The organism is Goodfellowiella coeruleoviolacea (assembly GCF_024171785.1).
Lineage (GTDB): Bacteria > Actinomycetota > Actinomycetes > Mycobacteriales > Pseudonocardiaceae > Goodfellowiella > Goodfellowiella coeruleoviolacea.
Map to the genome: position 1 here is coordinate 503,179 of NZ_JAMTCK010000003.1, position 21,625 is coordinate 524,803.

Consider the following 21,625-nt stretch of genomic DNA (forward strand, 5'->3'; position numbering starts at 1 on the left):
GGACGAGCCCCGCTCCAGCCTATCCGTGATCGCCAGAGAAACCAGGGGGAGATCACGGCCTGTGGATAACTCGGCAGGCTGTGGATAACTGATTTGACACGTGCGTCCGACTCTGCCACGTGGACGGGGTCAGCCACGCACGGGCGGGCAGACACGGACCCACGCGCACCAAGCGACCAGGCGCGAGGGCGGACCAGCCGAGGGCGGACGAAGCGGAAGCGGACCAGCGGAGGGCGGATCAGTGGGAGCGGACGAAGCGGAGGACGGACCAGCCGAGGGCGGATCAGGCGGAAGCGGACCAGGCGCGAGGGCGGATCAGTGGAGGGCGTCGGCTGGCCCGTCGGGGTTGTCCTTGGGCTTTCCCCGGCCGACGGATCCGGTGAATCCGGTGACGAGCAGCACGGCGGCCCAGATGCCCAGCGGAAAGACGGGGAAGTAGTCCTGCACGGTGCCGTCCAGTACGCACGTCAGCACCCAGATGACGTTCAGGACCACCGCGCCGCCCAGCCAGTTCCGCCAGTGGCGGGCGTACTCGCGCCGCTCCCGGCGCCTGCGCTCGACCGCCTGCTCGGCCCTGATCCGCTCCACCGGGACGGGCAGGTCCCTGGTCAGTTGGGCCAACTCGCCCATGGTCTTGGCGGACATGGCCAGGCCGGTTCGCTGCTCGTACTCGGCGACGTCGAGCCGGCCCTCGGCGAACGCCGTGTCCAGGCGCTCGGTCACCGCCGCCCGGTCGGCGTCGGACGCGCGGATGTCCGGATCGTTGTCCGTCATGGTTTTCCTGCCCCCCAGGGTGCGCCGACCCGCACTGAGCTGGGCCGAAGCCGGAACCAACGGGGACAACTGTATGTCACGGGCGTCCTGGTGAAGCGCCCCGAGATGGGTGGGGTACCGCGTGCTCACCGCCAGCCAGGGCGGTGGCGTGGGCCGGATCCGTGGTGACCGCGGTGGGCGGGCTCGCCGGCAGCGGTGCGCTCCTGGCCTGGGACGAACAGGTCGACAGCAGCACCAGGAGCAGGAACAGGCCGCCCACCAGGGCCAGGCAGCCGTATCCGCTGTCGGCCTGGCGGACCTCCACCCGACCGCCCGGGGGCACGCCCGGGTGCCGCTGGGCGTAGTGGTCGATCTGCCGCTCGGCACCCTGGGACTCGGTGAGCCACGGCGTGCGGTAGTGGCACTCACCGCACCAGTACCGGTAGTTGGCGGACATGGCGGTTCCCTCCTGGCTGGGGAGAAGGAGCGGCCGGGGCGGGCAGCACGCGCCGGGCCCCGGCCGGTTCAGCGGGTCAGGAGTGCTGGAGCCGCCCCATGAGCAGCCCGACGAAGTGGTTCATGTCGGCCTGCAGGCACGGCTCCTGGGCGTGCTTGCCCGTGCAACCGGGCGCCCAGGCGCTGCCGTCGCCGTAGTCGGCGAAGTGGTGGGGGATGCCGGCGGCGGTCAGGTTGGCCGCGGTCACCAGGGCGGTCTGCCGTGCCCGGTTCTCGATCACGGCCTGGACCGGGTTGTCGGTCAGGTCACCGCCGTTGCCCACGTACATGGCCACTCCCATGCCGCGCAGCGACGCCACGTGCTGGGCCGGGCTCTGCGCGTTCCACACCCCGTCCAGTGGCCAGATCGGCGGACCGAAGATCGCGTCGATCCCGACGGTCGGCGTGCCCGAGTCCGGGCTCAGTTCCGTCGCCACGACCGCGGCGCGCTGCTCCTGGCTGAGCAGGTCCAGGCCACCGGAGAAGCTGCCCACGTAGCTGAACAGCTCCGGCCGGTGCTCGGCGTAGTGGAACGCGCCGAAGCCACCCATGGAGTGGCCGGTGATGGCCCGGCCCTCCCGGGTGGGGACGGTCCGCAGGTTGGCGTCGATCAGGGGGATGACCTGGTCCAGGTGGAAGGTCTCCCAGTTCTGCGGACCGAGTGCGCCGGGGTTGACCCAGTTCGAGTACCAGCTGCGGACGCCGTTGGGCGCCACCGTGATCAGCGGTGTGCCCAAGGTCGCCCGCTCGGTGACCCGCTGGTTCCACGCGGTGTTGGGCATGTCCGGGTTGCCGTGCAGGTTGTACAGCACCGGGTAGCGCGTCGCGCCGGAGCCGTCGTAGCCCTCGGGCAGGGTGACCATGATGACGTGCTGGCCCGCCACCTGACCCGGCAGCAGGGTGGGGTTGGGGACCTGGTCGGAGGACACGGAGAAGGTGAAGGTCCGGTGGGTCTCGTCGACCCACGCGGGCTGGCTGACCACGGTGAGTCCGAAATCGTCGGTGAAGTGCGGTGGCGTGGTCGCGGCCGACGCCGGGGCGGCGGCCAGCGCGGTGGCGGCGGTCAGGCCGGCCGCCATGGCGATCCCACGCCACAGCGGGGCCCGGACACCAGTTCTCATGGGTTCGCCCTTTCGTCGATCAACCTCGCCCGTGCGGCGAGCACCGACCGGCGCCGGCGGCGTTGTCGGTGTGCACACGATGGTGTTCGCCCTGGCCAGGGGAACAGGTCAGGAACCGGCAAAATATGTCCGCCCGGCTGCGTAGAGTCAGCCGGAGCGAACACGCCGTGGTGAGAGGCGCTGAGGTGACCAGTCAGATCGGGCCGCTGCTGCGTCAGCTGCGGCGGCAGGCGGGAATGAGCCAGGAACAGCTGGCTGAGGCGGCCGACCTGAGTGTGCGCACCATCCGCAGACTGGAGACCGGCCGGGGCAGCGACACCCGGGTCGGCACACTGCGGCTGCTGGCCGAGGCCCTGGACCTGTCCCCGGCCGACCGCCGGCGCCTGCTGGCCGAAGCCGGTGCCGTGCCCACGTCGGCGGACCCGGCCGAAGACACCACAGCCGAGAACACCACAGCCGAGAACACCACACGCCAGAACACCGCTGCGGAGAGCACTGCGGAGCACCCGCCAGCCGGGGACGGCGCGGCCGGGGGCGAGCGGCCGGGAGGCGTCGGGGCGAGCCCCGCCCCGGTCCGGCCAAGGGGGTTCTCGGCGTCCCGCGACGCGCTGGCCGAAGCCGCCGACGTGCTCGCCCAGGTGGTCAGCGGGCGGCTGCGCCGCGAGGAGGAACAACGCGGGGTGCACGACCCGTTCCCGCTGCCGGTGCGCTGGCAGCCGCTGCCCGAGCAGCTGACCGACGACTCCACCAGAATCCACCGGGGTCGGCGCGTGGCCGCGGCCAAGCCCCTGGACCTGACCGGCGATCTGACCGACATCGTGGCCGTCTACCGCCGCATCCCGTCCGGTCGGCTGGTGGTGCTGGGGCAGGCCGGGTCCGGGAAGACGATCCTGATGCTCCGGTTCACCCTGGACTACCTGGACACCCGCGCGGACACCGACCCGGTTCCGGTGATCTTCAGCCTCGGCTCGTGGGACCCCACGGCCGTCGGGCTGCGGGACTGGCTGATCGACCAGCTGCTGCGCGACCACCCCGACCTGGTCGCCCGGGCCCCCAACGGGTCGACGCTGGCCGCCGCGCTGGTCGAGGCCGGGCACATCCTGCCGGTGCTGGACGGGTTCGACGAGATCGCCGACGACCTGCACGGCGCCGCACTGGACGCGCTCAACGCCACCACGCTGCCGATGCTGGTGACCAGCCGTCCCGCCGAGTACACGGCTGCGGTCGAGGCCGGTGACGTGCTGACCTGGAGCGCCGGCATCAGCCTGACCGGTCTCACCCCGGCCGACCTGGTCGACTACCTGCCGCGCACCACCCGCCGGATCGCCGAGGGCGGTGGCGGCGGCGAAACCCGCTCTCCGTGGGATCCCGTGCTGGACGAGTTGCGCCACCGCCCGGACAGCCAGGCCTGCGCCACGCTCACCGCCGTGCTGAGCACCCCGCTGATGGTGCTGCTCGCGCGCACCGTCTACGGGGCCCCGCCCGGGCGGGATCCGGTCGAGCTGCTGGACACCGCCCGGTTCCCCACGGCGGACGCGCTGGAGGACCACCTGCTGGCCAGCTTCGTGCCGACCGTCTACCGCCCCGAGCCGGCGCGGCCGGCCACCGGCCGCCAGCGCTGTCGGCGGAACTGGGACCCGGACCGCGTCCAGCGCTGGCTGGGCTATCTCGCCCACCACGTGGACCAGTTGGGTGTGCCCGACCTGGCGTGGTGGCGGCTGGGTGACTCGCTGCGCCGCTCCTCGCGCATCCTCGCCGTGGTGCTGGCGTCCACGCTGGTCACCGCCGTGGTGGACTGGCTGGTGCTGGTGCCGCCGAGCACGCTCGGCGTTCCCGGCACGTCTCCGCCCGGTCTGGTCCTGGTGGACGGCCTGCTGGTCGGGCCCGTGGTCGGGCTGGCCTTCGGCCTGGTGTACGGGCTGCTGGTGGTGGTCGGCGGGATCCGGTTCGAGCCGTCCCGGGTGCGGATCCGGCTCAGCGGCGCCCGGCTGGCCGGGGGTGTGCTGGCGCGCACCTACGCCACCCGGTTCGCCGCCGGGGTGTTGGGCGGGTTCGTGGTGGGGCTCGGCTACGAAACCGCCAAGGCCCTGGTGAACGTGGTGTTCTTCGGGTTGCCGCTGACCATCGAGGTCACCCTGGTCGACATGTTCCTGCGCGGACTCATCTTCGGGCCCGCGGCCGGGGCGGTGTTCGGGCTGGTGTCCGTGCTGGAGACACCGCTCAACGCCGACACGGTCACCAGTCCGATCGCCATGCTGGCCACCAACCGCGCCACGGTGTTCCGCCAGATCCTGGTGCTCGTGCCGATGGCGGCGGTCACGATCGGTTTTGGCGGCCGGCTCGTGGTCGACGCCTTCCAGGGGCTGCTGGGCCCGCTGATCTGGGATCTGACCGGGGGGCTGCTGCTGGGTGCCTTGGGTGGACTGGTCGGCACGCTCTCCTACGCCCTCGCCTTCACCGCCTGGGGCCAGTGGGTCGTGCTGGTCCGCTGCTGGATGCCGCTGACCGGCCGACTGCCGTGGGCGGTGACCGCTTTCCTGGACGACGCCTACCACCGCGGTGTGCTGCGCCAGGCCGGTGCGGTCTACCAGTTCCGGCACGCCCGCCTGCAGGACCACCTCAGCCGCGTCCACCAGGAGCGGCACGCCGCGCCCGCGCTGCTCGGGGCCCCTGCGGGCGCGGCGTTGTGACGCGCTGGGCCTCCGGTCACCTCACCGGCAGGTCGCGGTTTCCGGGGTGCAGGAGCTGACCTCGGGGAAGGCCGGGGACGGGCGGTTCAGCAGCGGTTGCGGCGTGCCGCGCAGGTGCAGGTCGAGGAAGGCGCGCAGATAGCGGCGGGTGATCTCGGTCGCCCGGGCACCGGGCAGGTCGGCGCCGGTGTCGACGCCGAGCTGTTCGGCCAGCAGGCCGACGTCGGTGAACGACGCGTGCACTGTGCCGGTGACCAGCAGCCAGCGCTTCCACCCGGTCAGCCGGTTCCAGTCGCGTTGCCAGGTGCCGGCCTCGGACCCGCTGCCCGGGGTGTAGGTGGCCGGCTTGCCCAGGAACATGAACGGGCGGGACAGACCGGTCTCCGGGATCGGGGTGGAGGTGGTGCCGTCGATGTCGACGCCGGCGCGCACCCGGGGGTCGGCGACCATGGTGGTGGCGGTGCTCGCGCCGCCCGCGGAGTGCCCGGCCATGGCGATCCGGTCGGGGTTGATCAGCGCGGCCCCCGGCCACGTCGGCTGCGCGCCGGTCAGCTCGTCGAGCACGAAGGACACGTCGGCGGCCCTGGTCCGGTCCACCTTCTGCCAGAACGCCTCAGTCTTCTCGGGCTCCTCGCAGGCGACACAGGTGGTGACCCGGCCGTCCGGGAACGTCGTGGCGACGTTCTCGTAGGTGTGGTCGACGCCGACCACCACGTAGCCGTGGCTGGCCAGGTCCTCGGCGAGGCCGGTGAGGGTGCTGCGGGGCTTGGTGAAGCCGGGGGAGAGCACGACGAGCGGCAGGCTGTGGGCGCGCCCGGCCGGCGCGGCGTCGCGGATCGCGTGGGTGCGGGTCGTGCTGAGCACGTCGAGCGGCCCGTCGGCCGGGCTGTCCGCCTCCCGCAGCAGCAGCTCCGACTCCGTGGGCGTCATGTACTGGGCCGGTTGCCCGCTCGACGCGTTCGTCGGGTACCACAGCGAGATCATGAGTTCCCGACTGTCCACAGTGGGCAGCCAGGGATCAGGGCGCGAGTCGTCCCGCAGGTGGACGGAGGTGGTGCCGACCGCGTGCCGCCCGGTGGGCGCCAACAGGGACAGCGCGGGTGACGGGTCGGTGGCGGAACGGGCGGTGGGGGTCGCGTCGGCGAGGGCGGGCGCGCCCAGGCAGGCGGAGGCGACGGAGACCGCGGCGAGGAGCGCGGCGGTGCCGGCCGGGCGGCTCGGCCGAGGGGCCCGCGCTGTGCGTGGGGACATGGGTCGTACCGGTCCTTTCGGTGGGAGACGGTCGTGGCGAAACGGTCGTGGCGAAACGGTCGTGGTGAGACGGGTGTGCCTCGGGTTTTCCGGGCAGCACCGAGCGACCCCGGGAACGGGTTTCGGTGCGAGACGTGGTCAGCCGGCCCGGTGGCCGGGGCTGGGTGGTTGTCCGGTGGTGTGCTGGTCTCCTCGGCTGACCAGGCCGGTTTCGTAGGCGGCGATCACCGCTTGGACGCGGTCGCGCAGCCCCAGCTTGGCGAGGATCCGGGCGACGTGGGTTTTCACGGTCGCTTCGGACAGGTGGAGGAACCCGGCGAGTTCGGCGTTGCTCAGCCCCCGGGCCAGCAGCCGGAGGACCTCCAGTTCGCGCGGGGTCAGCGCGGACAGGTCGCGGGGCACCGCGACGGCGGCGGGAGCGGTGAACCGCTCGACCAGGCGGCGGGTGATGGCCGGCGCCAGCAGCGCGTCACCCGCGCGCACCGTGCGGACGGCGGCGACGAGGTGTTCCGGGGTGACGTCCTTGAGCAGGAAGCCGCTGGCGCCGGCGGACAGTGCGGAGTAGACGTAGTGGTCGAGGTCGAACGTGGTCAGGATGACCACCCGGGGCGCGTCCTCGGTGCCGGCGAGGATGTGCCGCGTGGCCGCCAGGCCGTCCAGTTCGGGCATGCGGATGTCCATCAGCACCACGTCGGGCCGGGTGCGGTGGACCACGTCCACGGCTTCGGCGCCGGTGGTGGCCTCGCCGACCACGTCGATGCCGTCGGCGGCGAGGATCATCCGGAAGCCGGTGCGCACCAGCAGCTGGTCGTCGGCGATCACCACCCGGGGCGACGCGGTCACGCCGCCTCCACCGGAATCCGGGCGGTCACCTGGAAACCGCCGGCGGCGCCGGGACCGGCGTGCAGGGTGCCGCCGTAGACGCCCAGTCGCTCGTGCAGGCCGATCAGGCCGCGTCCGTTGCCCCCGGTCGCCTCGGCAGCGGGGTGGCCGCCGGTGTCGGTGACCGCCACCCGGAGCAGGTCGGGCGCGTAGTCGACGGTCACCGAGGCGGCCGCGCCGGCCGCGTGCTTGACCGTGTTGGTCAACGCCTCCTGCACCACCCGGTAGGCGGCCAGTTCGATGCCGGACGGCAGCGGACGGGGGTGGCCGGTCACGGTCAACGTGACCGCGAGGCCGGCGTCGCGCACGCGGGCGACCAGCGCCGCCACCTGGTCCAGGGTCGGTTGTGGCGCGAGGTCCGCGGCCTGGTCGGCGGCCGGGTCGGGGTGGCTGTCCATGGTGAGCAGGCCCATGACGTGACGCAGCTCGGTCATGGCGGCCCGGCCCCCGGCCTCGATCGCGAGCAGCGCCTCGCGCGCCTGGTCGGGTGCCGAGGCCAGCACCTTGCGGGCCGCGCCCGCCTGGATCACCATCACGCTGACGTTGTGCGTCACCACGTCGTGCAGTTCCCGCGCGATGCGGGCCCGCTCGTGCTCGATCGCGCGGCGCAGCGCCTCGGCCTGCTCACGCTCCAAAGTGGACACCCGGACGCGGCCCTCGTCGGTGCGCAGCTTCCAGCCGCGCAGGCCGTGGGCGGCGACCACGATCGGGACCAGGATGAGCAGCGGCGCGTAGGTGTTCGGGACGACGGGCAGCACCGAGTCCCGGACCGTGCCCACCCACAGCACCGCCGCCAGCAGACCCGCCAGCACCGGCAGCCGGTGCGGGCTGTAGGCGGCGGCGCTGTAGGCGGCGATGACGCAGGCGTAGAAGGTGAGCCGGGGCAGGTCGGGCGGCGCCAGCAGGGTCACGCCCAGCACCGTCCACAACACGGCCAGCGGATACCGCCGGCGGAACGCCAGGGCCGCCGCGGCGGTGAACGCCGGGAGCACGGTGGCGGGCCAGTCGGGCGGGGCTGCTGGCTGGGGCGCGGACCCACCACCGGGAAGCCCGGTGGACACCGGGTTGCCCGCCACGCTGACCGCGTACTCGGTCATGACCGCGGCCAGCACCAGTGCCAGCGCCACGTCAAAGGCCCAGTTGGCCCGGGTGGGCCTGGGCAGCGGGCCGGCCGGCCGAGTCAGCGACGCGGTCGCGCCGCGCAGGCGGTCGAGCACCGGTCCGGTCAACACCGCACCATTCTGACCATCGCCTTGGTGTCCGGGCATCAGCCGCGCTGCTGGTTCCGCGTACACCCTCCGCCTACATCGCGAGGATGACCCCGAGCCGGTGGCGCCGGTCGCCGCGCCCGGGACAGCCACTACTCGCAGGCGATGCCGTCGTCGTCGTTGTCGAGGCCGTAGACGTCCTTGCCGATGACCCGGACCGGGCCCTGCACGTAGGCGGGGCCGTTGCCGCTGCCGCCCGCGCAGTCGACGTCTCTGGCCACCGGAACGCAACCGGTGTAGTTGGGGTCGCACTTCGACTGCGCCCTGGTTGTCGTGGTGGCAGGCGGGGCGGCCTTGGTGGGCTGCTTGGCTGCGGTGGTCGGGGTGGTGGTCTTCGGGGTGGTCGTCCTCGGTGCCGGCGGCTGGGTGGTCGGGACGGCGGGTTGGGCGGGCACGGGCACCGTGGTCGGGGTGACCTGGCTGCTGGGCGGTGGCGTGGTCGTCGGCGGTGCGGTGGTTGTCGAGGTGGCCGGGCGCGTTGTGCTGACCGCGGTTGTTGAGGTGCGCAGGTGGGCGGCAGCCGTGGTGGCCGGGGAGTCGTTGGTGCTGTTGACGATCGCGGCGACGACGAAGACACCGGCGACCGCTGCCGCCGCCCAGGCGAACGGGTGCGACGAGGAGGTGTTGCGCGGCGGTGGCGCGGAAACGGTCGGCGTGCCCACCGGAACCCGGGGCGGTGGGGTCACTGCCGGCCTCGGGCGCGCGGGAGGCAGCCCAGGGGACTTGGTCACGCTGGACCTGGCCGCGACGGGCCTGGTCGCGGTGGGCCTGGTCGCAGTGGGCTGGACCGCGGTGGGCCTGGTCGCGGCCGAGGGAGGGGTCTCGGGCAGTGGGATCGGCCCGTCAGCGCGGCGCGGCAGGCGCAGCACGACCTCCAGCTTCTGCGGACCGCGCCGGATCAGCGCCTCGCAGCCGGGCGTGCCGCCAGCCCTGATCACCCGGGTGATCAACGGCGTGTAGCGCTCCGACATCAGGTGGGTCAGCTCGCCAACGCGGCGGCCGTCGAGGCGCACCTCGATCGCGCGCCGGCCCCGGTACTTGCCCGAGCGGATGGTGCACCAGCCCAGCTCCACCGCGACCCGCCGCTCCGACCCCGCGCTCACCTGGTAGCGCCGCAGCACGGCCTGGTGGTGTTCTTCCCTGGTGACGGTGACCGGCACCTCGCCGGCCACCATCGTCAGACCCGTCGACGAGTTCTCCAGCACCACGCCCCCCTGATGCCCGTGCGGACCACACCTCGTTATCCGGGGGCCGGCACCGCCCGTTACGGGTCAGGCCGTTACGGGTCAGGTGAACGCGCTGTCCGGCGGGGTGGGCGCGGCCGCGGGGGCCGCGTCGGTGATCGGTTCCGCCCGGCCGACCAGGCTGCGCAGGTCCGCGCCGGTGACCAGGCGGGCCCGGAACACCGCCGAGGCCGCCCGCCTGGTCAGCTCGGCGACGGGCAGTTCGGCGGCGGACGCGGCCAGCACGAGGTTGCCGAACCGGCGGCCGCGCAGGACCCCGGGGTCGGCCAGCAACAGCACGGAGTCGAACACCTCGGCCGCGGTCGCGACCACCCGCCGGGCAAAGCGCAGCCCGGGGCCGTCGGAGATGTTCACGACGTAGGTCCCGCCCGGCCGCAGCACCCGGGCCACGTCCCGGGTGAACTCCAGGGTGGCCAGGCCGCCCGGCATGGCGGCGCGCTCGAACGCGTCGAGCACGACCAGGTCGGCTGACGCGTCCGGACGGCTGGCCACGCCGGTGCGACCGTCGGTGATCCGCACCCGCAGCCGGGGCACGCCGCGCAGGTCCAGGCGCTCCCGGACGAACTCGATCAGCTCGGCGTCCACGTCGAACACCAGTTGGCTGGACCCGGGGCGGCGCGCGGCGATGTAGCGGGGCAGCGTGCACGCGCCCCCACCGATGTGCAGGGCCCGCAGCGGGCCGTCCGGCAGGCAGTCGATCACGTCGCCGATCCGCCGCACGTAGTCGAAGTCCAGGTACGTGGGGTCGTCGAGGTCCACGTGGGACTGGGCGACGCCGTCCACGCTCAGCAGCCAGCTGTTCGGCCGGTCGAGGTCCCGCATCAGCTCGGCCGTGCCGAACCGCACCTGGCGTTGGTTCGACGTCCTGGCACCGCGTGGCATACCCACAGCGTATGTCGGGCTCACCCCGGCGGAATGTGCTGGCTGCCTCGGCTCTCGCCTGGCTCACGCCAGGCGATCCGCCAGCTCCTCCGGAGCTGTGTTGCCTCGGCTCTCGCCTGGCTCACGCCAGGCGATCCGCCAGCTCCTCCGGAGCTGTGTTGCCTCGGCTCTCGCCTGGCTCACGCCAGGCGATCCGCCAGCTCCTCCGGAGCTGTGTTGCCTCGGCTCTCGCCTGGCTCACGCCAGGCGATCCGCCAGCTCCTCCGGAGCTGTGCTGCCTCAGCTCTCGCCCGGCTCCACCTGGGCCGCCTCCGGTGCCAGGCGCCAGAACGCCGACACCGGCCCGATGCCCGCGCCCAGCGGGTAGGCGTCGTGCACGGCGCGCACCACGAACGCCTTGCCGTAGCGGACCGCCTCGACCATGTCCGCGCCCTTGACCAGGGCGGCCGCCGTGGCTGACGCGAGGGTGTCGCCGCTGCCGTGGGTGTGCTGGGTGGGGAAGCGCGGACCGGGCAGTTCGATGAACTCCCGCCCGTCGTGGAGCAGGTCGACGCAGTCCGGGTCCGTCCACAGGTGACCGCCCTTGACCAGCACCCACTTCGGCCCCAGTGCGTGCAGCAGCTGGGCTGCCCGGCGCTGGTCGGACCGGTCGCGCACGTCGATGCCGGTGAGCAGGCGCACCTCGTCCAGGTTCGGGGTGAGCAGGGTGGCCAGCGGGAACAGTTCGGTGCGCAGCGCGTCCAGCGCGTTCTCCCGCAGCAGCGGGTCGCCGTGCATGGACGCGGCCACCGGGTCGACCACGAACGGGGTCGGCCCGGCACCGCCGATGCCCACGTCCCGGCACGCCTCGGCCACCGCGTGGATGATCTCGGCGCTGGCCAGCATGCCGGTCTTGGCCGCGCCAACGCCGATGTCCTCGGCCACCGACCTGATCTGCCCGGCCACCACGTCCGCCGGGATCTCGGTGAACCCGGTCACGCCCAGCGAGTTCTGCACGGTCACCGCGGTGACCGCGGCCAGGCCGTGCACCCCGCAGGCGAAGAAGGTGCGCAGGTCGGCGGCGAGGCCGGCCCCGCCACCCGAGTCCGTGCCCGCGATGGTGAGCGCGGTCGGGGGCGGGGCCGGCCGGTCGGTCGGTGCGCTCACCGATCCACCACGGGCAGGTAGACCTGGTTGCCGTGGTCGGCGAACTCCTGTGCCTTCAAGCGCATGCCAGCCTCAATCGCGTCCACTGTGGACAGGTTGTGCTCCTCGGCGTACCGCCGAACGTCCTGGGTGATTTTCATGGAACAGAACTTGGGTCCGCACATCGAGCAGAAGTGCGCGGTCTTGGCCGGCTCGGCCGGCAGGGTCTCGTCGTGGAAGGACCGGGCCGTGTCCGGGTCCAGCGACAGGTTGAACTGGTCGGTCCAGCGGAACTCGAAGCGGGCCTTGGACAGCGCGTCGTCCCACTCCTGCGCCCTGGGGTGGCCCTTGGCCAGGTCGGCCGCGTGCGCCGCGATCTTGTAGGTGATCACGCCGGTCTTCACGTCGTCCCGGTTGGGCAGGCCCAGGTGTTCCTTGGGGGTCACGTAGCAGAGCATGGCCGTGCCCGCCCAGCCGATCTGGGCCGCGCCGATGGCCGAGGTGATGTGGTCGTAGCCGGGGGCGATGTCGGTGGCCAGCGGGCCCAGCGTGTAGAAGGGGGCCTCACCGCACCACTCCTCCTCCAGCCGCACGTTCTCGGCGATCTTGTGCATGGGCACGTGGCCGGGCCCCTCGATCATCACCTGCACGTCGTGCGCGCGGGCCAGGTGGGTGAGTTCACCGAGGGTGCGCAGCTCGGCGAACTGCGCCTCGTCGTTGGCGTCCGCGATGGAGCCGGGGCGCAGCCCGTCACCCAGCGAGAACGTCACGTCGTAGCCGCGCAGGATCTCGCACAGCTCCTCGAAGTGCGTGTAGAGGAAGCTCTCCTGGTGGTGGGCCAGGCACCAGGCGGCCATGATCGACCCGCCGCGCGAGACGATGCCGGTGACCCGGCGCGCGGTCAGCGGCACGTAGCGCAGCAGCACGCCGGCGTGCACGGTCATGTAGTCGACGCCCTGCTCGCACTGTTCGATCACGGTGTCCCGGTAGACCTCCCAGGAGAGTTTGACCGGGTCACCGCCCACCTTTTCCAGTGCCTGGTAGATCGGCACCGTGCCGACCGGCACGGGGGAGTTGCGCAGGATCCACTCCCTGGTCTCGTGGATGCGCTTGCCGGTGGACAGGTCCATGATGGTGTCCGCGCCCCACCTGGTCGCCCACACCATCTTGTCCACCTCGTCCTCAATGGACGATGACACGGCCGAGTTGCCGATGTTGGCGTTGATCTTCACCAGGAAGTTCTTGCCGATGATCATGGGTTCGGTCTCGGGGTGGCGGCGGTTGGCCGGGATCACCGCCCGGCCGATGGCCACTTCGGCGCGGACGAACTCGGGGTCCAGGCCCTCCCTGGCCGCGCAGAACCGCATCTCCGGGGTGATGATCCCGGCTTTGGCGCAGGCGAGCTGGGTGACCGCGCCGTTGATCGGCTCCCGGGCGGCGATCCAGTCGGCGCGCAGGCCGGGAAGTCCACTGTGGACGTCGATGGTGGCGTTGGTGTCGGTGTACGGGCCGGAGGTGTCGTACAGGTCGAGGTGTTCGCCGTTGGTCAGCTCCACCCGGCGGAACGGGACCCGCAGGTCGCCGTCGATGTCCCGGTACACCTTGTGGGACCCGCTGATGGGCCCGGTGGTGACACTCGGTCGGATGGTGACGTCGTCAAGGGCCGTCAAGGGAAAATCCCCTCCCTACGCCGGCATTACCCGGTCAGGTTCAGGCGGTCGGCGGCACCGGGTCGCACACACGACACCAGCCGCCCTCTCAGCCCGCTGCGGCGCGAGCTCCCGCGTTAACTTCAGTTGTGTGCTGAACTTGTTCGTCGAGCCCTGAGCGCTGGGTGTCGCGAGCACCGCGCGCTCCAGAGCCGACGATAACCACCGGGCGTGCTCACTGCCAAGAACCAAGCGCTCGGCCCCGGATTCCGGCTACCGTGCACACGTGGCTGATGATCAGCCGTTCCCACCGGGCACGCGGCGGGCCCCACGCCCAGCCGCGCCACTGCCCTGCCCGGCGTGCGGGGATCTCGCCGGCCGGGCTTATCCGCACTGTCCGGGCTGCGCCGAGGCGGTGGACCGGTACTGGCTGCTGGACTGGCAGGCCCTGCTGGCCGAGCGGCGGGTCGAGGCCGGTGGGGTGGCCGAGCGCGAACTGGCCGCGCGGGTGCTGGGCGAGCCGGTCGGCCGGGTGGCGTGGACCTGCGTGGACTGGGCCCTGTGCCTGCTGCGCTGCGCCCAGTGCGGGGCCGAGCTGGGCACCGGCGCGCGGGAGTGCGTGTCCTGCACCATGGCCTCGGACAACCGCTGGGCCTGGCACCACCAGTGCCCGCCGAGCGCGATCACCGCCAACGAGCACAACCTGCGGGTGGCCAGGGAGGCGCTGCGCGCGCCCCACCGCCACCGCGCCACCATCGTCGCGGGCTGGCGGCTGGTCATGCCGTTCCTGCTGGCCGGGGCGGTGGTGACGAACGGCCAGGCGCAGCGGATCAGGGCGCACGTGCTGGCCGAGCGCTACGACGAGCTGGCCGGCTGCCGCAGCTACACGGAGTTGGCCGGGCTGCCCGAACTGCCCTGGCGCCAGCCGTCCTGACCAGGCCGGTCAGCACCAGGCCGGTCAGCACCAGGCCGGTCAGCGTCCCGGTCAGCGCGGGGATCAGTCGGCGAACGGGTCGGGTTCGCTGGCCGGGTCCCAGGACAGGCCGGGCCTGCCCCACTGGTTGTGCTTGAGCATCTTCTTGGCCGCCCGCGCGTGCCGGCCCACCAGCCGGTCCAGGTACAGGTGGCCGTCCAGGTGGTCGGTCTCGTGCTGGAGGCAGCGGGCGAAGAAGCCGGTGCCCTCGACCTCGACGGGTGCGCCGTCCACGTCCTGGCCGGTGACCTTGGCCCACGCCGCCCGGCCGGTGGGGAAGGACTCGCCGGGCACGGACAGGCAGCCCTCGTAGTCGTGGTCCGGGTCGGGCATGCCCTCGGGGATCGCAGCGGTCTCCAGCACGGGGTTGACCACCAGGCCGCGGTGCTGGACGCCCTCGTCGTCCGGGCAGTCGTAGACGAACAGCCGCAGGTCCACGCCGATCTGGTTGGCCGCGAGCCCGACGCCGTTGGCCGCGGCCATGGTCTCGAACATATCCTCGACCAGGTCGCGCAGCCGCTGGTCGAAGGTGTCGACCGGGCGGGTGGGAGTGTGCAGGACCGGGTCACCGACGATCCGGATCGGGTGGACTGCCATGGCTGTTGACCCTACTGGGTCGCCGCCCGTCCCGATCCTCGGGCTGGGCTGTGACCAGCGACAACGTGGTCGCTGGCGGAAAGGCGCTGACGCGCCGGCCAATGGCGAGCGCGGCAGGATGATCACGTGATCTAATGGGGGTCGCGGAATCGCACGGGTGTGGTTCCGGCAACCGCAGGGATCGCCGACCGTGAGGCGAGGAGCCAGATGGACGCCGCAGAGGCGCTGCCACCGGCCGAGGAGCCGGGTGACGGCCTGACCGACCGGGAACGCGCCATCCTGGCGTTCGAGCGCCAGTGGTGGAAGTTCGCCGGCGCCAAGGAACAGGCCATCCGTGAGCTGTTCGACATGTCGGCCACGCGCTACTACCAGGTCCTCAACGGGTTGATCGACAAACAGGAGGCGCTGGCCGCCGACCCGATGTTGATCAAGCGGTTGCGCAAGCAGCGGGCGATCAGGCAGCGGGCCAGGGCCGCCCGGCGACTGGGCATCGAGCCGAAATGAGCCCAGCGGAACCGCCGGGTCAGTCGCGGGCGCGGGTGGCCGGCATCGGTCTGCTCGGGGTGTCCGGGGTCGCGCTGGTGCTCGGGGTGGTGTCGCTGTTCACCGGCGGGTCCAGCCCCGAGGCGGCGCCCACCGCCGCTCCGCCGACCGGGTCCGCGCAGAGCACGGCCAGCACCCAGTCCACCACCGAGGTGGGGTCCAGCGCCCCGCCCGAGTCGTCGACCGCGCCTGCGGGTGGCGAGTCGAGCAGTGCCGCCCAGCCGCCGGCCAGCACCGGCACGTCCACCCCGTCCGACCAGGGTCAGCAGCCCGGCGGGACGCCCACGGGGGCGCAGCCGCCCGGCGGGGTGGCCCAGCCCGGTGACCAGGCGGTGACCGTGCGGGTCTACAACAACAGCACCATCTCCGGCCTGGCCGCCAGGGCGGCCGAGGAGCTGCGGGCCAACGGCTGGCAGGTGGACGACGTGGGCAACTACTCGCAGGGCAAGATCGCCACCACCACCGTCTACTACCGGCCGGGCACCGACGAGGAGGCCCAGGCCCAGCGGCTCGGCGAGCGGTTCCGGGTGCGGGTGGAGCCCCGGTTCGAGGGCATCGAGTCGGCCAGCCCCGGGGTGATCCTCATCGTCACCAACGACTACCAGGGGCCGAAGACCAACAAGTGATCGCGCGGGCCGTGACCGGTGTCAACGGCCGCGCCACCACTCGTCTCCGCCAGCGGTGTTCTCCGACACCGCGTGGCGAGCCGCCGTAACTGGACGTGACGCACGTCACGTCCCGGGCGTGGGTTGGTCAGGGGTCAGCCGCGGGACTCGGCGTAGGCGGCCAGCGCGGCCAGCTGCGCGGGGTCCAGCGACGGCCGCACCGCAGCCCGGGCCGTCTCCAGGTGGGCGGCGGTGACCTCGGCGGCCTCCAGCGACTCGCGCATGGCGGTCAGCGCGGCCTCCCGGACCAGCGCGGCGCAGTCGGCGGCCGAGTAGCCGTCCAGGGTGGCGGCCAGCTCGTCCAGGTCCACGTCCCCGGCCAGCGGCGTGTTCCTGGCCGCCGAACCCAGGATCGCCGCCCTGGCCGCCGCGTCCGGCGGCGGCACGTAGATCAGCCGCTCCAGCCGGCCGGGCCGCAGCAGCGCCGGGTCCACCAGCTCGGGCCGGTTGGTGGCGCCCAGGATCACCACGTCCCGCAGCGGCTCCACCCCGTCGAGTTCGGTGAGCAGCGCGGCCACCACCCGGTCGGCCACCCCGGAGTCGGACGACTGGCCGCGCCGGGGCGCGAGCGCGTCCACCTCGTCGAGGAACACCATGGCTGGGGCGGCCTCGGCGGCGCGCTGGAACAGCTCGCGCACGGCCCGCTCGGACTCGCCGACCCACTTGTCCATCAGCTCGGCGCCCTTGACCGACAACACGTTCAGCCGCCCGCTGCCGGCCAGCGCGCGCACCAGGAACGTCTTGCCGCAGCCCGGCGGGCCGTAGAGCAGCACGCCCCTGGGCGGCTCGACGCCGAGGCGGGCGAAGGAATCCGGGTACTGCAACGGCCACAGCACCGACTCGGTGAGCGCCTGCTTGACCTCGACCATGTCGCCCACGTCGGCCAGGCTGATCCCGCCGGTGCGCAGGTTGTCCGAAGTGGACATCGAAATGGGGCGGACCGTGTCCAGCGCGCCGAGCAGGTCCTGCTGGCCGATGCGCGGCTCGTCGGCCTCGCGCTGGCGCAGCGCCGCCCGCACCGCGGCCTCCCGGCGCAGCGCCACCAGGTCGGCCACCACGAACCCGGGGGTGCGCTCGGCCACCGCACCCAGGTCCACATCGGACTCCACGGGCGCGTCGCGCAGCAGCACCCGCAGCAGTTCGGTGCGGGTGGTCTCGCCGGGCAGGGGCAGGGTCAGCTCCCGGTCGATCAGCTCCGGGTCGCGCAGCCTCGGGTCGACCGACTCGGGGTGGGCGCTGGTGACGACCAGCGCGACCGACGGCGTGCGCATGGCCGCGCGCAGCGTGTCCAGCACCACGGTGGCCACCGGCGGTGGCGTGCTCGCCGGCAGCAGCGCGTCCACGTCGGTCACCAGCAGCACGCACGGCGTGCCCGCGGCGGTGGTCGCCGCCGCCGCGGCCAGGGCGTCGGCCACCCGCTGCGCGGCCGGCCCGGCCTCCAGCACGGCCGCGTTCGGCGCGGCCAGCTCCACCACGTCCGCGCCGATCGCCTTGGCCACCGACCGCACCAGGGTCGCCTTGCCCACGCCCTCGGGCCCGCCGACCAGCACGCCGAGCCGCGCCGCCGCGCCCAGCTTGGCCAGCAGTTCCGGCCGCCGGAAGGTCAGCTCCAGCCACTCGGTCAGCCGCCGGGCCGCGTCCTTGGCGCCCACCAGGTCGGACACGGGCGGGACGGTGGCCGGCTCGGCCGGGCCGGCCACGGCGAGCGGTGCCGGGGGCTGGCCGCCGTCCACCGGCCGGGCCGGGCTGGCCGGGGCGCTGTCGCCGGTGCGCGCGCCGTCCCGCCAACCGACCACTGTGGACGGTTGCACCGCGACCGGGCCGACCGGGTCGGTGGCGGTGATGGTGAGCAGTTCGTTGGTCCAGGTCATGCCGATCGCGCCGGCCAGTTTGCGGCGGGTGGCCGACACGTCCGCGCCGGGCGGCGGGGCCAGGTCCTGGGGCAGCAGGGACACGGCGTCGCCGGTGGTGAGCACCTTGCCGGTGAGCGCCAGCCGCAGCGTCTCCGGGGTGAGCGAGGTGCTGGCCAGCCGCGACCCGGCCACGGTGACCGAGCGGGCCGGCGCCACCGCCACCGGGGTGACCACGATCTCCGCGCCCTCGGTGACACCCACGTTGGACAGGGTCACGTCGTCCACCAGCACCACGCCGGGCGGGCCGGCCGGGTCGCCGGCCGCGGCGAGTGCCGCGCTGACCCGGGAACCGGTCAGCTTGACCGCGTCCCAGGCGCGCAGCCCGAGCGCGTCCATCACCTCGGGGTGCAGCCGGACCACACCCCGCCGGGTGTCCAACGCGGACGGGGACAGGCGTGCCGTCAGTGAGATCACGGCGTCGAGCCTACGGCGTGTTCGAGAAGTCGTCGTTCGTCGCGAGCCGTTCCGGCGATCCTCGGCGGCGGCGGTTTCGCGCGTCCTTCCGCCGGCGTCGTCCGGGGTCGGATCGGTGCGGACGACCACCGTGACGGCCGCGATCACCGGCGGCGCCAGGAACGTCAGCGGCATGTGTGGCCATGAGCTGGATGGTTGACGGTGTCGCCGGGACCCGGATCGCGGCTCACCGTTGGCTGGCCCACCATCACGCGAAGGCCGCGCCGATGGCGTCGCCGATCTCGTTCAGCACGTCGCGCGAGACCTGGACGTCGCGGGTGAAGGACAGGAACGCGTGCGGCACTCCCTCGACCGGTCGGTGCGTCACCGGCACCCCAGCCTCGCGGAGCGCGTCCGCGTACCGGATGCCCTGGTCGCGTAGTGGGTCAAGCTCGGCAGTGACGATGAACGCGGCCGGGAGCCCGGTGAGGTCGTCCGCGCGCAGTGGAGAGACGCGGGGGTCGGCGCCCTCGTCGGGGGTGTTCAGGTAGGCGCCCCAGAACCACTCAAGCCAAGGGCGCGTCAGCAGGGGGCCGGCGGCGTTGTCGTACATCGACGCGCTGTCGTCGAAGCGGTCGGTTGCGGGGTAGGCGAGGGCCTGGAAGGTGACGGTCGGTCCGCCGCGTCGCATCGCTTCCTGCGCGGTGACGGCGGCGAGGTTGCCTCCCGCGCTCTCGCCGAACAGGGCGATGCGCTTCGGGTCGGCGCCGAAGGTGCCCGCGTTCTGCTCGACCCACCGCAGCGCCGCGTAACTGTCTTCGACGGCTCCCGGGAACCGGTGTTCTGGCGCGAGGCGGTAGCCGACGGAGACGACGACGGTCTTCGACCGCGTCGCGACGATCCTGGCGAAGTGGTCCTGGCTGTCGAGGTCGCCGAACACCCAGCCGCCGCCGTGGAAGAACACCGTCACCGGAGCGGGCGAGCCCGTCGGGATCGTCCCGGGGGTGTAGATGCGGATCGGGACGTCGTGGTCGCCGTTGCGGAAGGTCGTGTCGCGAACCTCGCGAACCGGGACGACGTCACCGGCGAACGAGGCGAACGCGAGGCCGGCGGCGCGGTTCTCCGCCACGGTGCGGGTGTTGGGTGCGGGCGCGGGGGTCGCGGCCAAGTCGTCGAGCACGGCCTGGATCTGCGGGTCGAGGGCCATGAGCTTCCCTTTCGCGGGGGCTGGAGCGATCTTGGAATGAACACTCCAACCGTAGGCGGCACGAGATTGGAAAGGCAATTCCAATCTTTGGTAGGTTGGCTCTCATGCAGCCGCACAGTGCCGAGACCCGGGTCAGGGCAGCGAGCACCGAGGGTGGCCGTCGCACGCGGGACCGCATCCTGCGCGCCGCCGCTGAGCTGATGTTCAAGCAGGGCGTCGCCGGCACGAGCATCCCCGACGTGCAACGCCGTGCCCAGGTGAGTGCCTCGCAGATCTATCACTACTTCGGCGACAAGAAGGGCCTCACGGCTGCGGTGATCGAGTACCAGAGCACCGTGAAGCTCGAACAGCAGCGGCCCCTGCTCGACCACCTCGACAGCATCGAGGCACTGCGCGAGTGGTGCGAACGCGCCGCCGTCCGCCTGGACGCGGTGCACTGCGTCGGAGGGTGCGAGATCGGCTCGCTCGCGAGCGAGCTGTCGGACATCGACCCCTCAGCTCGCCTCGGCCTGGCTACGGGATTCGCCGCGTGGCAGGCGGCGATCGAATCCGGGCTGGCTCGGATGCGCGAGCGCGGCGACCTCGGAGCTGACGAGGACGTGTCGGCGCTCGCGGTCGCGCTGCTGGCCGCGATCCAGGGCGGCATGCTCCTCTCGCAGGTGAACCAGGACGCCACCCCGTACCGTCGCGCGGTCAACGTGGTCATCGACCACATCGCGGACCGCGTCGCGGCGGCTCGGGCTTCGCGTCCCGCCGATCGCTGAGCACCGGCCGGCCAGTACCCGCCGACGCGGCGAGAGCACCTACCTCACCAGCAACTGCCTTGCGGCACCAGCCAGCCCAGGTGTTCCGGGCCGGGTGCCCGGCGCGGTTGCCGCCCGACCGCCGGTTCGGCACGGGGGCTTGCCCGACCGGGTTCCGCCGTTCTAGGGTTCAGCCACTTCAACGAGACGCTCTCCAGAAGTGCGCCGCAGTGCGGGAGCGTCCCACCTCGATCGAGGTGCCGGAGGGGCGGCAACGGTTTTTGGCGACCCTTCTCTCCGGAGGCTTCTCATCATGGACATCGGTATTGGTCTGCCCGTTGGCGACCCCGCTGCCCTGCTCGACTGGGCCCGGCGCGCCGAGGCCGGCCCGTTCAGCACGCTCGGCCTGCTCGACCGGCTCGTCTACGACAACCCCGAACCCCTGGTCGCGCTCGCGGTTCTCGCCGGCGCCACGTCCCGCGTCCGCGTGCAGACCGAGGTGTTGCTGGCCCCGCTGCGCGACACCGCCCTGCTCGCCAAGCAGGCCGCCACGCTCGACCGGATGACCGGCGGCCGGCTGGTGCTCGGCCTGGGCATCGGCGGCCGGGCCGACGACCACCAGGTCACCGGCGTTGACCTGCGCACCCGAGGCCGCCGGCTGGACGGGCAGCTGGCGGTGCTGCGCCGCCTCTGGTCCGGTCAGCCGCACGGCGACGGCGTCGGCCCGATCGGCCCCGCGCCGGCCCGGCCCGGCGGCCCCACCGTGCTGTTCGGCGGCTTCCAGCCGGTCGCGCTGGAACGGGTGGCGCGCTGGGGTGACGGGTTCCTCGCCGCGGCGCCGCCGTCCTGGGCGGGCGGCCTGTTCGACACCGTGCGCGGGTTCTGGCGGGAGCACGGCCGCGCCGGCCAGCCCCGGATCGTCGCGCAGGTCAACGTCGCGCTCGGCGCGGAAGCGGTGATCGACGACGCCCGCGCCCGGATGGGCGCCTACTACGGGTTCACCGGCCGGGCCGAGGAGATGGTCGCCGGCATGCGCACCACCCCGGCCGAGGTCCGGGCGGCCGTCACCGCGTTCGCCGATCTCGGCGCGGACGAAGTGATCTGCTACTGCTACGGCCTGGACCCGACCCAGGTCGACCGGCTCGCCGACATCGTCTGAGCGCCGAGCAACCCGGGGCCGGCCCGCTCACGCCAGTGGCGCGGCCCCGGGCCCCTCGCGCTCCGGCAACCG

At 73.0% G+C, this 21,625-nt stretch carries 19 protein-coding genes and 1 riboswitch; of the genes, 6 read left to right on the forward strand and 13 right to left on the reverse strand.

Features of this window, described 5'->3' with window-relative positions; translation table 11 throughout:
- Window positions 1-315: 315 nt before the first annotated feature.
- The 3 genes from LX83_RS08360 to LX83_RS08370 all read right to left on the reverse strand — a co-directional run bounded on the left by LX83_RS08360 (window position 316) and on the right by LX83_RS08370 (window position 2,369).
- Window positions 316-774: a DUF1707 SHOCT-like domain-containing protein gene (locus tag LX83_RS08360; RefSeq protein WP_253768926.1), complete on the reverse strand. Its 459-nt coding sequence runs from the start codon at window positions 772-774 to the stop codon at window positions 316-318.
- Window positions 775-850: 76 nt separating this feature from the next.
- Window positions 851-1,210 carry a hypothetical protein gene (locus LX83_RS08365; RefSeq protein ID WP_253768928.1) on the reverse strand — a complete coding sequence of 120 codons (360 nt, stop codon included), beginning with the start codon at window positions 1,208-1,210 and terminating at the stop codon, window positions 851-853.
- A 76-nt stretch (window positions 1,211-1,286) separates the two neighbouring features.
- Window positions 1,287-2,369 (reverse strand): alpha/beta hydrolase, encoded by a 1,083-nt coding sequence (locus tag LX83_RS08370; RefSeq protein ID WP_253768930.1) that lies wholly within the window; start codon window positions 2,367-2,369, stop codon window positions 1,287-1,289.
- 185 nt (window positions 2,370-2,554) lie between these two features.
- Here LX83_RS08370 and LX83_RS08375 point away from each other — a divergent pair, with 185 nt between their 5' ends.
- On the forward strand, window positions 2,555-5,059 hold the full coding sequence (locus LX83_RS08375; RefSeq protein ID WP_253768932.1) for a helix-turn-helix domain-containing protein: 2,505 nt from the start codon (window positions 2,555-2,557) through the stop codon (window positions 5,057-5,059).
- A 21-nt stretch (window positions 5,060-5,080) separates the two neighbouring features.
- Here LX83_RS08375 and LX83_RS08380 read toward each other — a convergent pair whose 3' ends face one another.
- The 7 genes from LX83_RS08380 to thiC form a co-directional block, all read right to left on the reverse strand.
- Complete coding sequence (locus LX83_RS08380; protein ID WP_253768934.1) at window positions 5,081-6,310, reverse strand: alpha/beta hydrolase family protein; 1,230 nt, start codon at window positions 6,308-6,310, stop codon at window positions 5,081-5,083.
- Window positions 6,311-6,448: 138 nt separating this feature from the next.
- Entirely contained in the window at window positions 6,449-7,153 is a 705-nt protein-coding gene (locus LX83_RS08385; protein ID WP_308203933.1) for a response regulator transcription factor, read from the reverse strand.
- Window positions 7,150-8,424, reverse strand: a complete 1,275-nt coding sequence (locus LX83_RS08390; protein WP_253768936.1) for a sensor histidine kinase — start codon at window positions 8,422-8,424, stop codon at window positions 7,150-7,152. Before LX83_RS08390 ends, LX83_RS08385 begins: the two co-directional genes overlap by 4 nt.
- 128 nt (window positions 8,425-8,552) lie before the next feature.
- On the reverse strand, window positions 8,553-9,668 hold the full coding sequence (locus LX83_RS08395) for a hypothetical protein (protein ID WP_253768938.1): 1,116 nt from the start codon (window positions 9,666-9,668) through the stop codon (window positions 8,553-8,555).
- Between the two features lie 78 nt (window positions 9,669-9,746).
- A complete protein-coding gene (locus tag LX83_RS08400; protein ID WP_253768940.1) occupies window positions 9,747-10,586 on the reverse strand; it encodes a spermidine synthase in 840 nt (279 codons plus the stop codon).
- Between the two features lie 279 nt (window positions 10,587-10,865).
- Entirely contained in the window at window positions 10,866-11,732 is an 867-nt protein-coding gene (thiD, locus tag LX83_RS08405; RefSeq protein WP_253768942.1) for a bifunctional hydroxymethylpyrimidine kinase/phosphomethylpyrimidine kinase, read from the reverse strand.
- Window positions 11,729-13,381 (reverse strand): phosphomethylpyrimidine synthase ThiC, encoded by a 1,653-nt coding sequence (gene thiC / locus LX83_RS08410; RefSeq protein ID WP_253768944.1) that lies wholly within the window; start codon window positions 13,379-13,381, stop codon window positions 11,729-11,731. The genes thiD and thiC overlap by 4 nt, the downstream gene beginning before the upstream one ends.
- Window positions 13,377-13,506: riboswitch (TPP riboswitch) on the reverse strand. It overlaps the preceding gene by 5 nt.
- 140 nt (window positions 13,507-13,646) lie before the next feature.
- Here thiC and LX83_RS08415 point away from each other — a divergent pair.
- Complete coding sequence (locus LX83_RS08415; RefSeq protein WP_253768946.1) at window positions 13,647-14,294, forward strand: hypothetical protein; 648 nt, start codon at window positions 13,647-13,649, stop codon at window positions 14,292-14,294.
- Window positions 14,295-14,357: 63 nt separating this feature from the next.
- Here the strand turns inward: LX83_RS08415 and LX83_RS08420 are convergent, their stop codons facing one another.
- A complete protein-coding gene (locus LX83_RS08420; protein ID WP_253768948.1) occupies window positions 14,358-14,930 on the reverse strand; it encodes a peptide deformylase in 573 nt (190 codons plus the stop codon).
- Window positions 14,931-15,137: 207 nt separating this feature from the next.
- Between LX83_RS08420 and LX83_RS08425 the strand changes: the two genes are divergently transcribed.
- Both LX83_RS08425 and LX83_RS08430 read left to right on the forward strand, forming a co-directional pair.
- Window positions 15,138-15,434, forward strand: a complete 297-nt coding sequence (locus LX83_RS08425; RefSeq protein WP_253768950.1) for a DUF3263 domain-containing protein — start codon at window positions 15,138-15,140, stop codon at window positions 15,432-15,434.
- The gene (locus LX83_RS08430) at window positions 15,431-16,099 is read left to right on the forward strand and encodes a LytR C-terminal domain-containing protein (protein ID WP_253768952.1); all 669 of its coding nucleotides are present in this window, start codon (window positions 15,431-15,433) and stop codon (window positions 16,097-16,099) included. The genes LX83_RS08425 and LX83_RS08430 overlap by 4 nt, the downstream gene beginning before the upstream one ends.
- A gap of 134 nt (window positions 16,100-16,233) precedes the next feature.
- Here the strand turns inward: LX83_RS08430 and LX83_RS08435 are convergent, their stop codons facing one another.
- Both LX83_RS08435 and LX83_RS08440 read right to left on the reverse strand, forming a co-directional pair.
- Window positions 16,234-18,465: an AAA family ATPase gene (locus tag LX83_RS08435; protein ID WP_253768954.1), complete on the reverse strand. Its 2,232-nt coding sequence runs from the start codon at window positions 18,463-18,465 to the stop codon at window positions 16,234-16,236.
- Between the two features lie 247 nt (window positions 18,466-18,712).
- Window positions 18,713-19,651: an alpha/beta hydrolase gene (locus LX83_RS08440; RefSeq protein WP_253768956.1), complete on the reverse strand. Its 939-nt coding sequence runs from the start codon at window positions 19,649-19,651 to the stop codon at window positions 18,713-18,715.
- 104 nt (window positions 19,652-19,755) lie between these two features.
- Here LX83_RS08440 and LX83_RS08445 point away from each other — a divergent pair, with 104 nt between their 5' ends.
- Both LX83_RS08445 and LX83_RS08450 read left to right on the forward strand, forming a co-directional pair.
- Window positions 19,756-20,415 (forward strand): TetR/AcrR family transcriptional regulator, encoded by a 660-nt coding sequence (locus LX83_RS08445; RefSeq protein WP_253768958.1) that lies wholly within the window; start codon window positions 19,756-19,758, stop codon window positions 20,413-20,415.
- Window positions 20,416-20,707: 292 nt separating this feature from the next.
- Entirely contained in the window at window positions 20,708-21,553 is an 846-nt protein-coding gene (locus LX83_RS08450; protein WP_253768960.1) for an LLM class flavin-dependent oxidoreductase, read from the forward strand.
- Window positions 21,554-21,625: the final 72 nt, after the last annotated feature.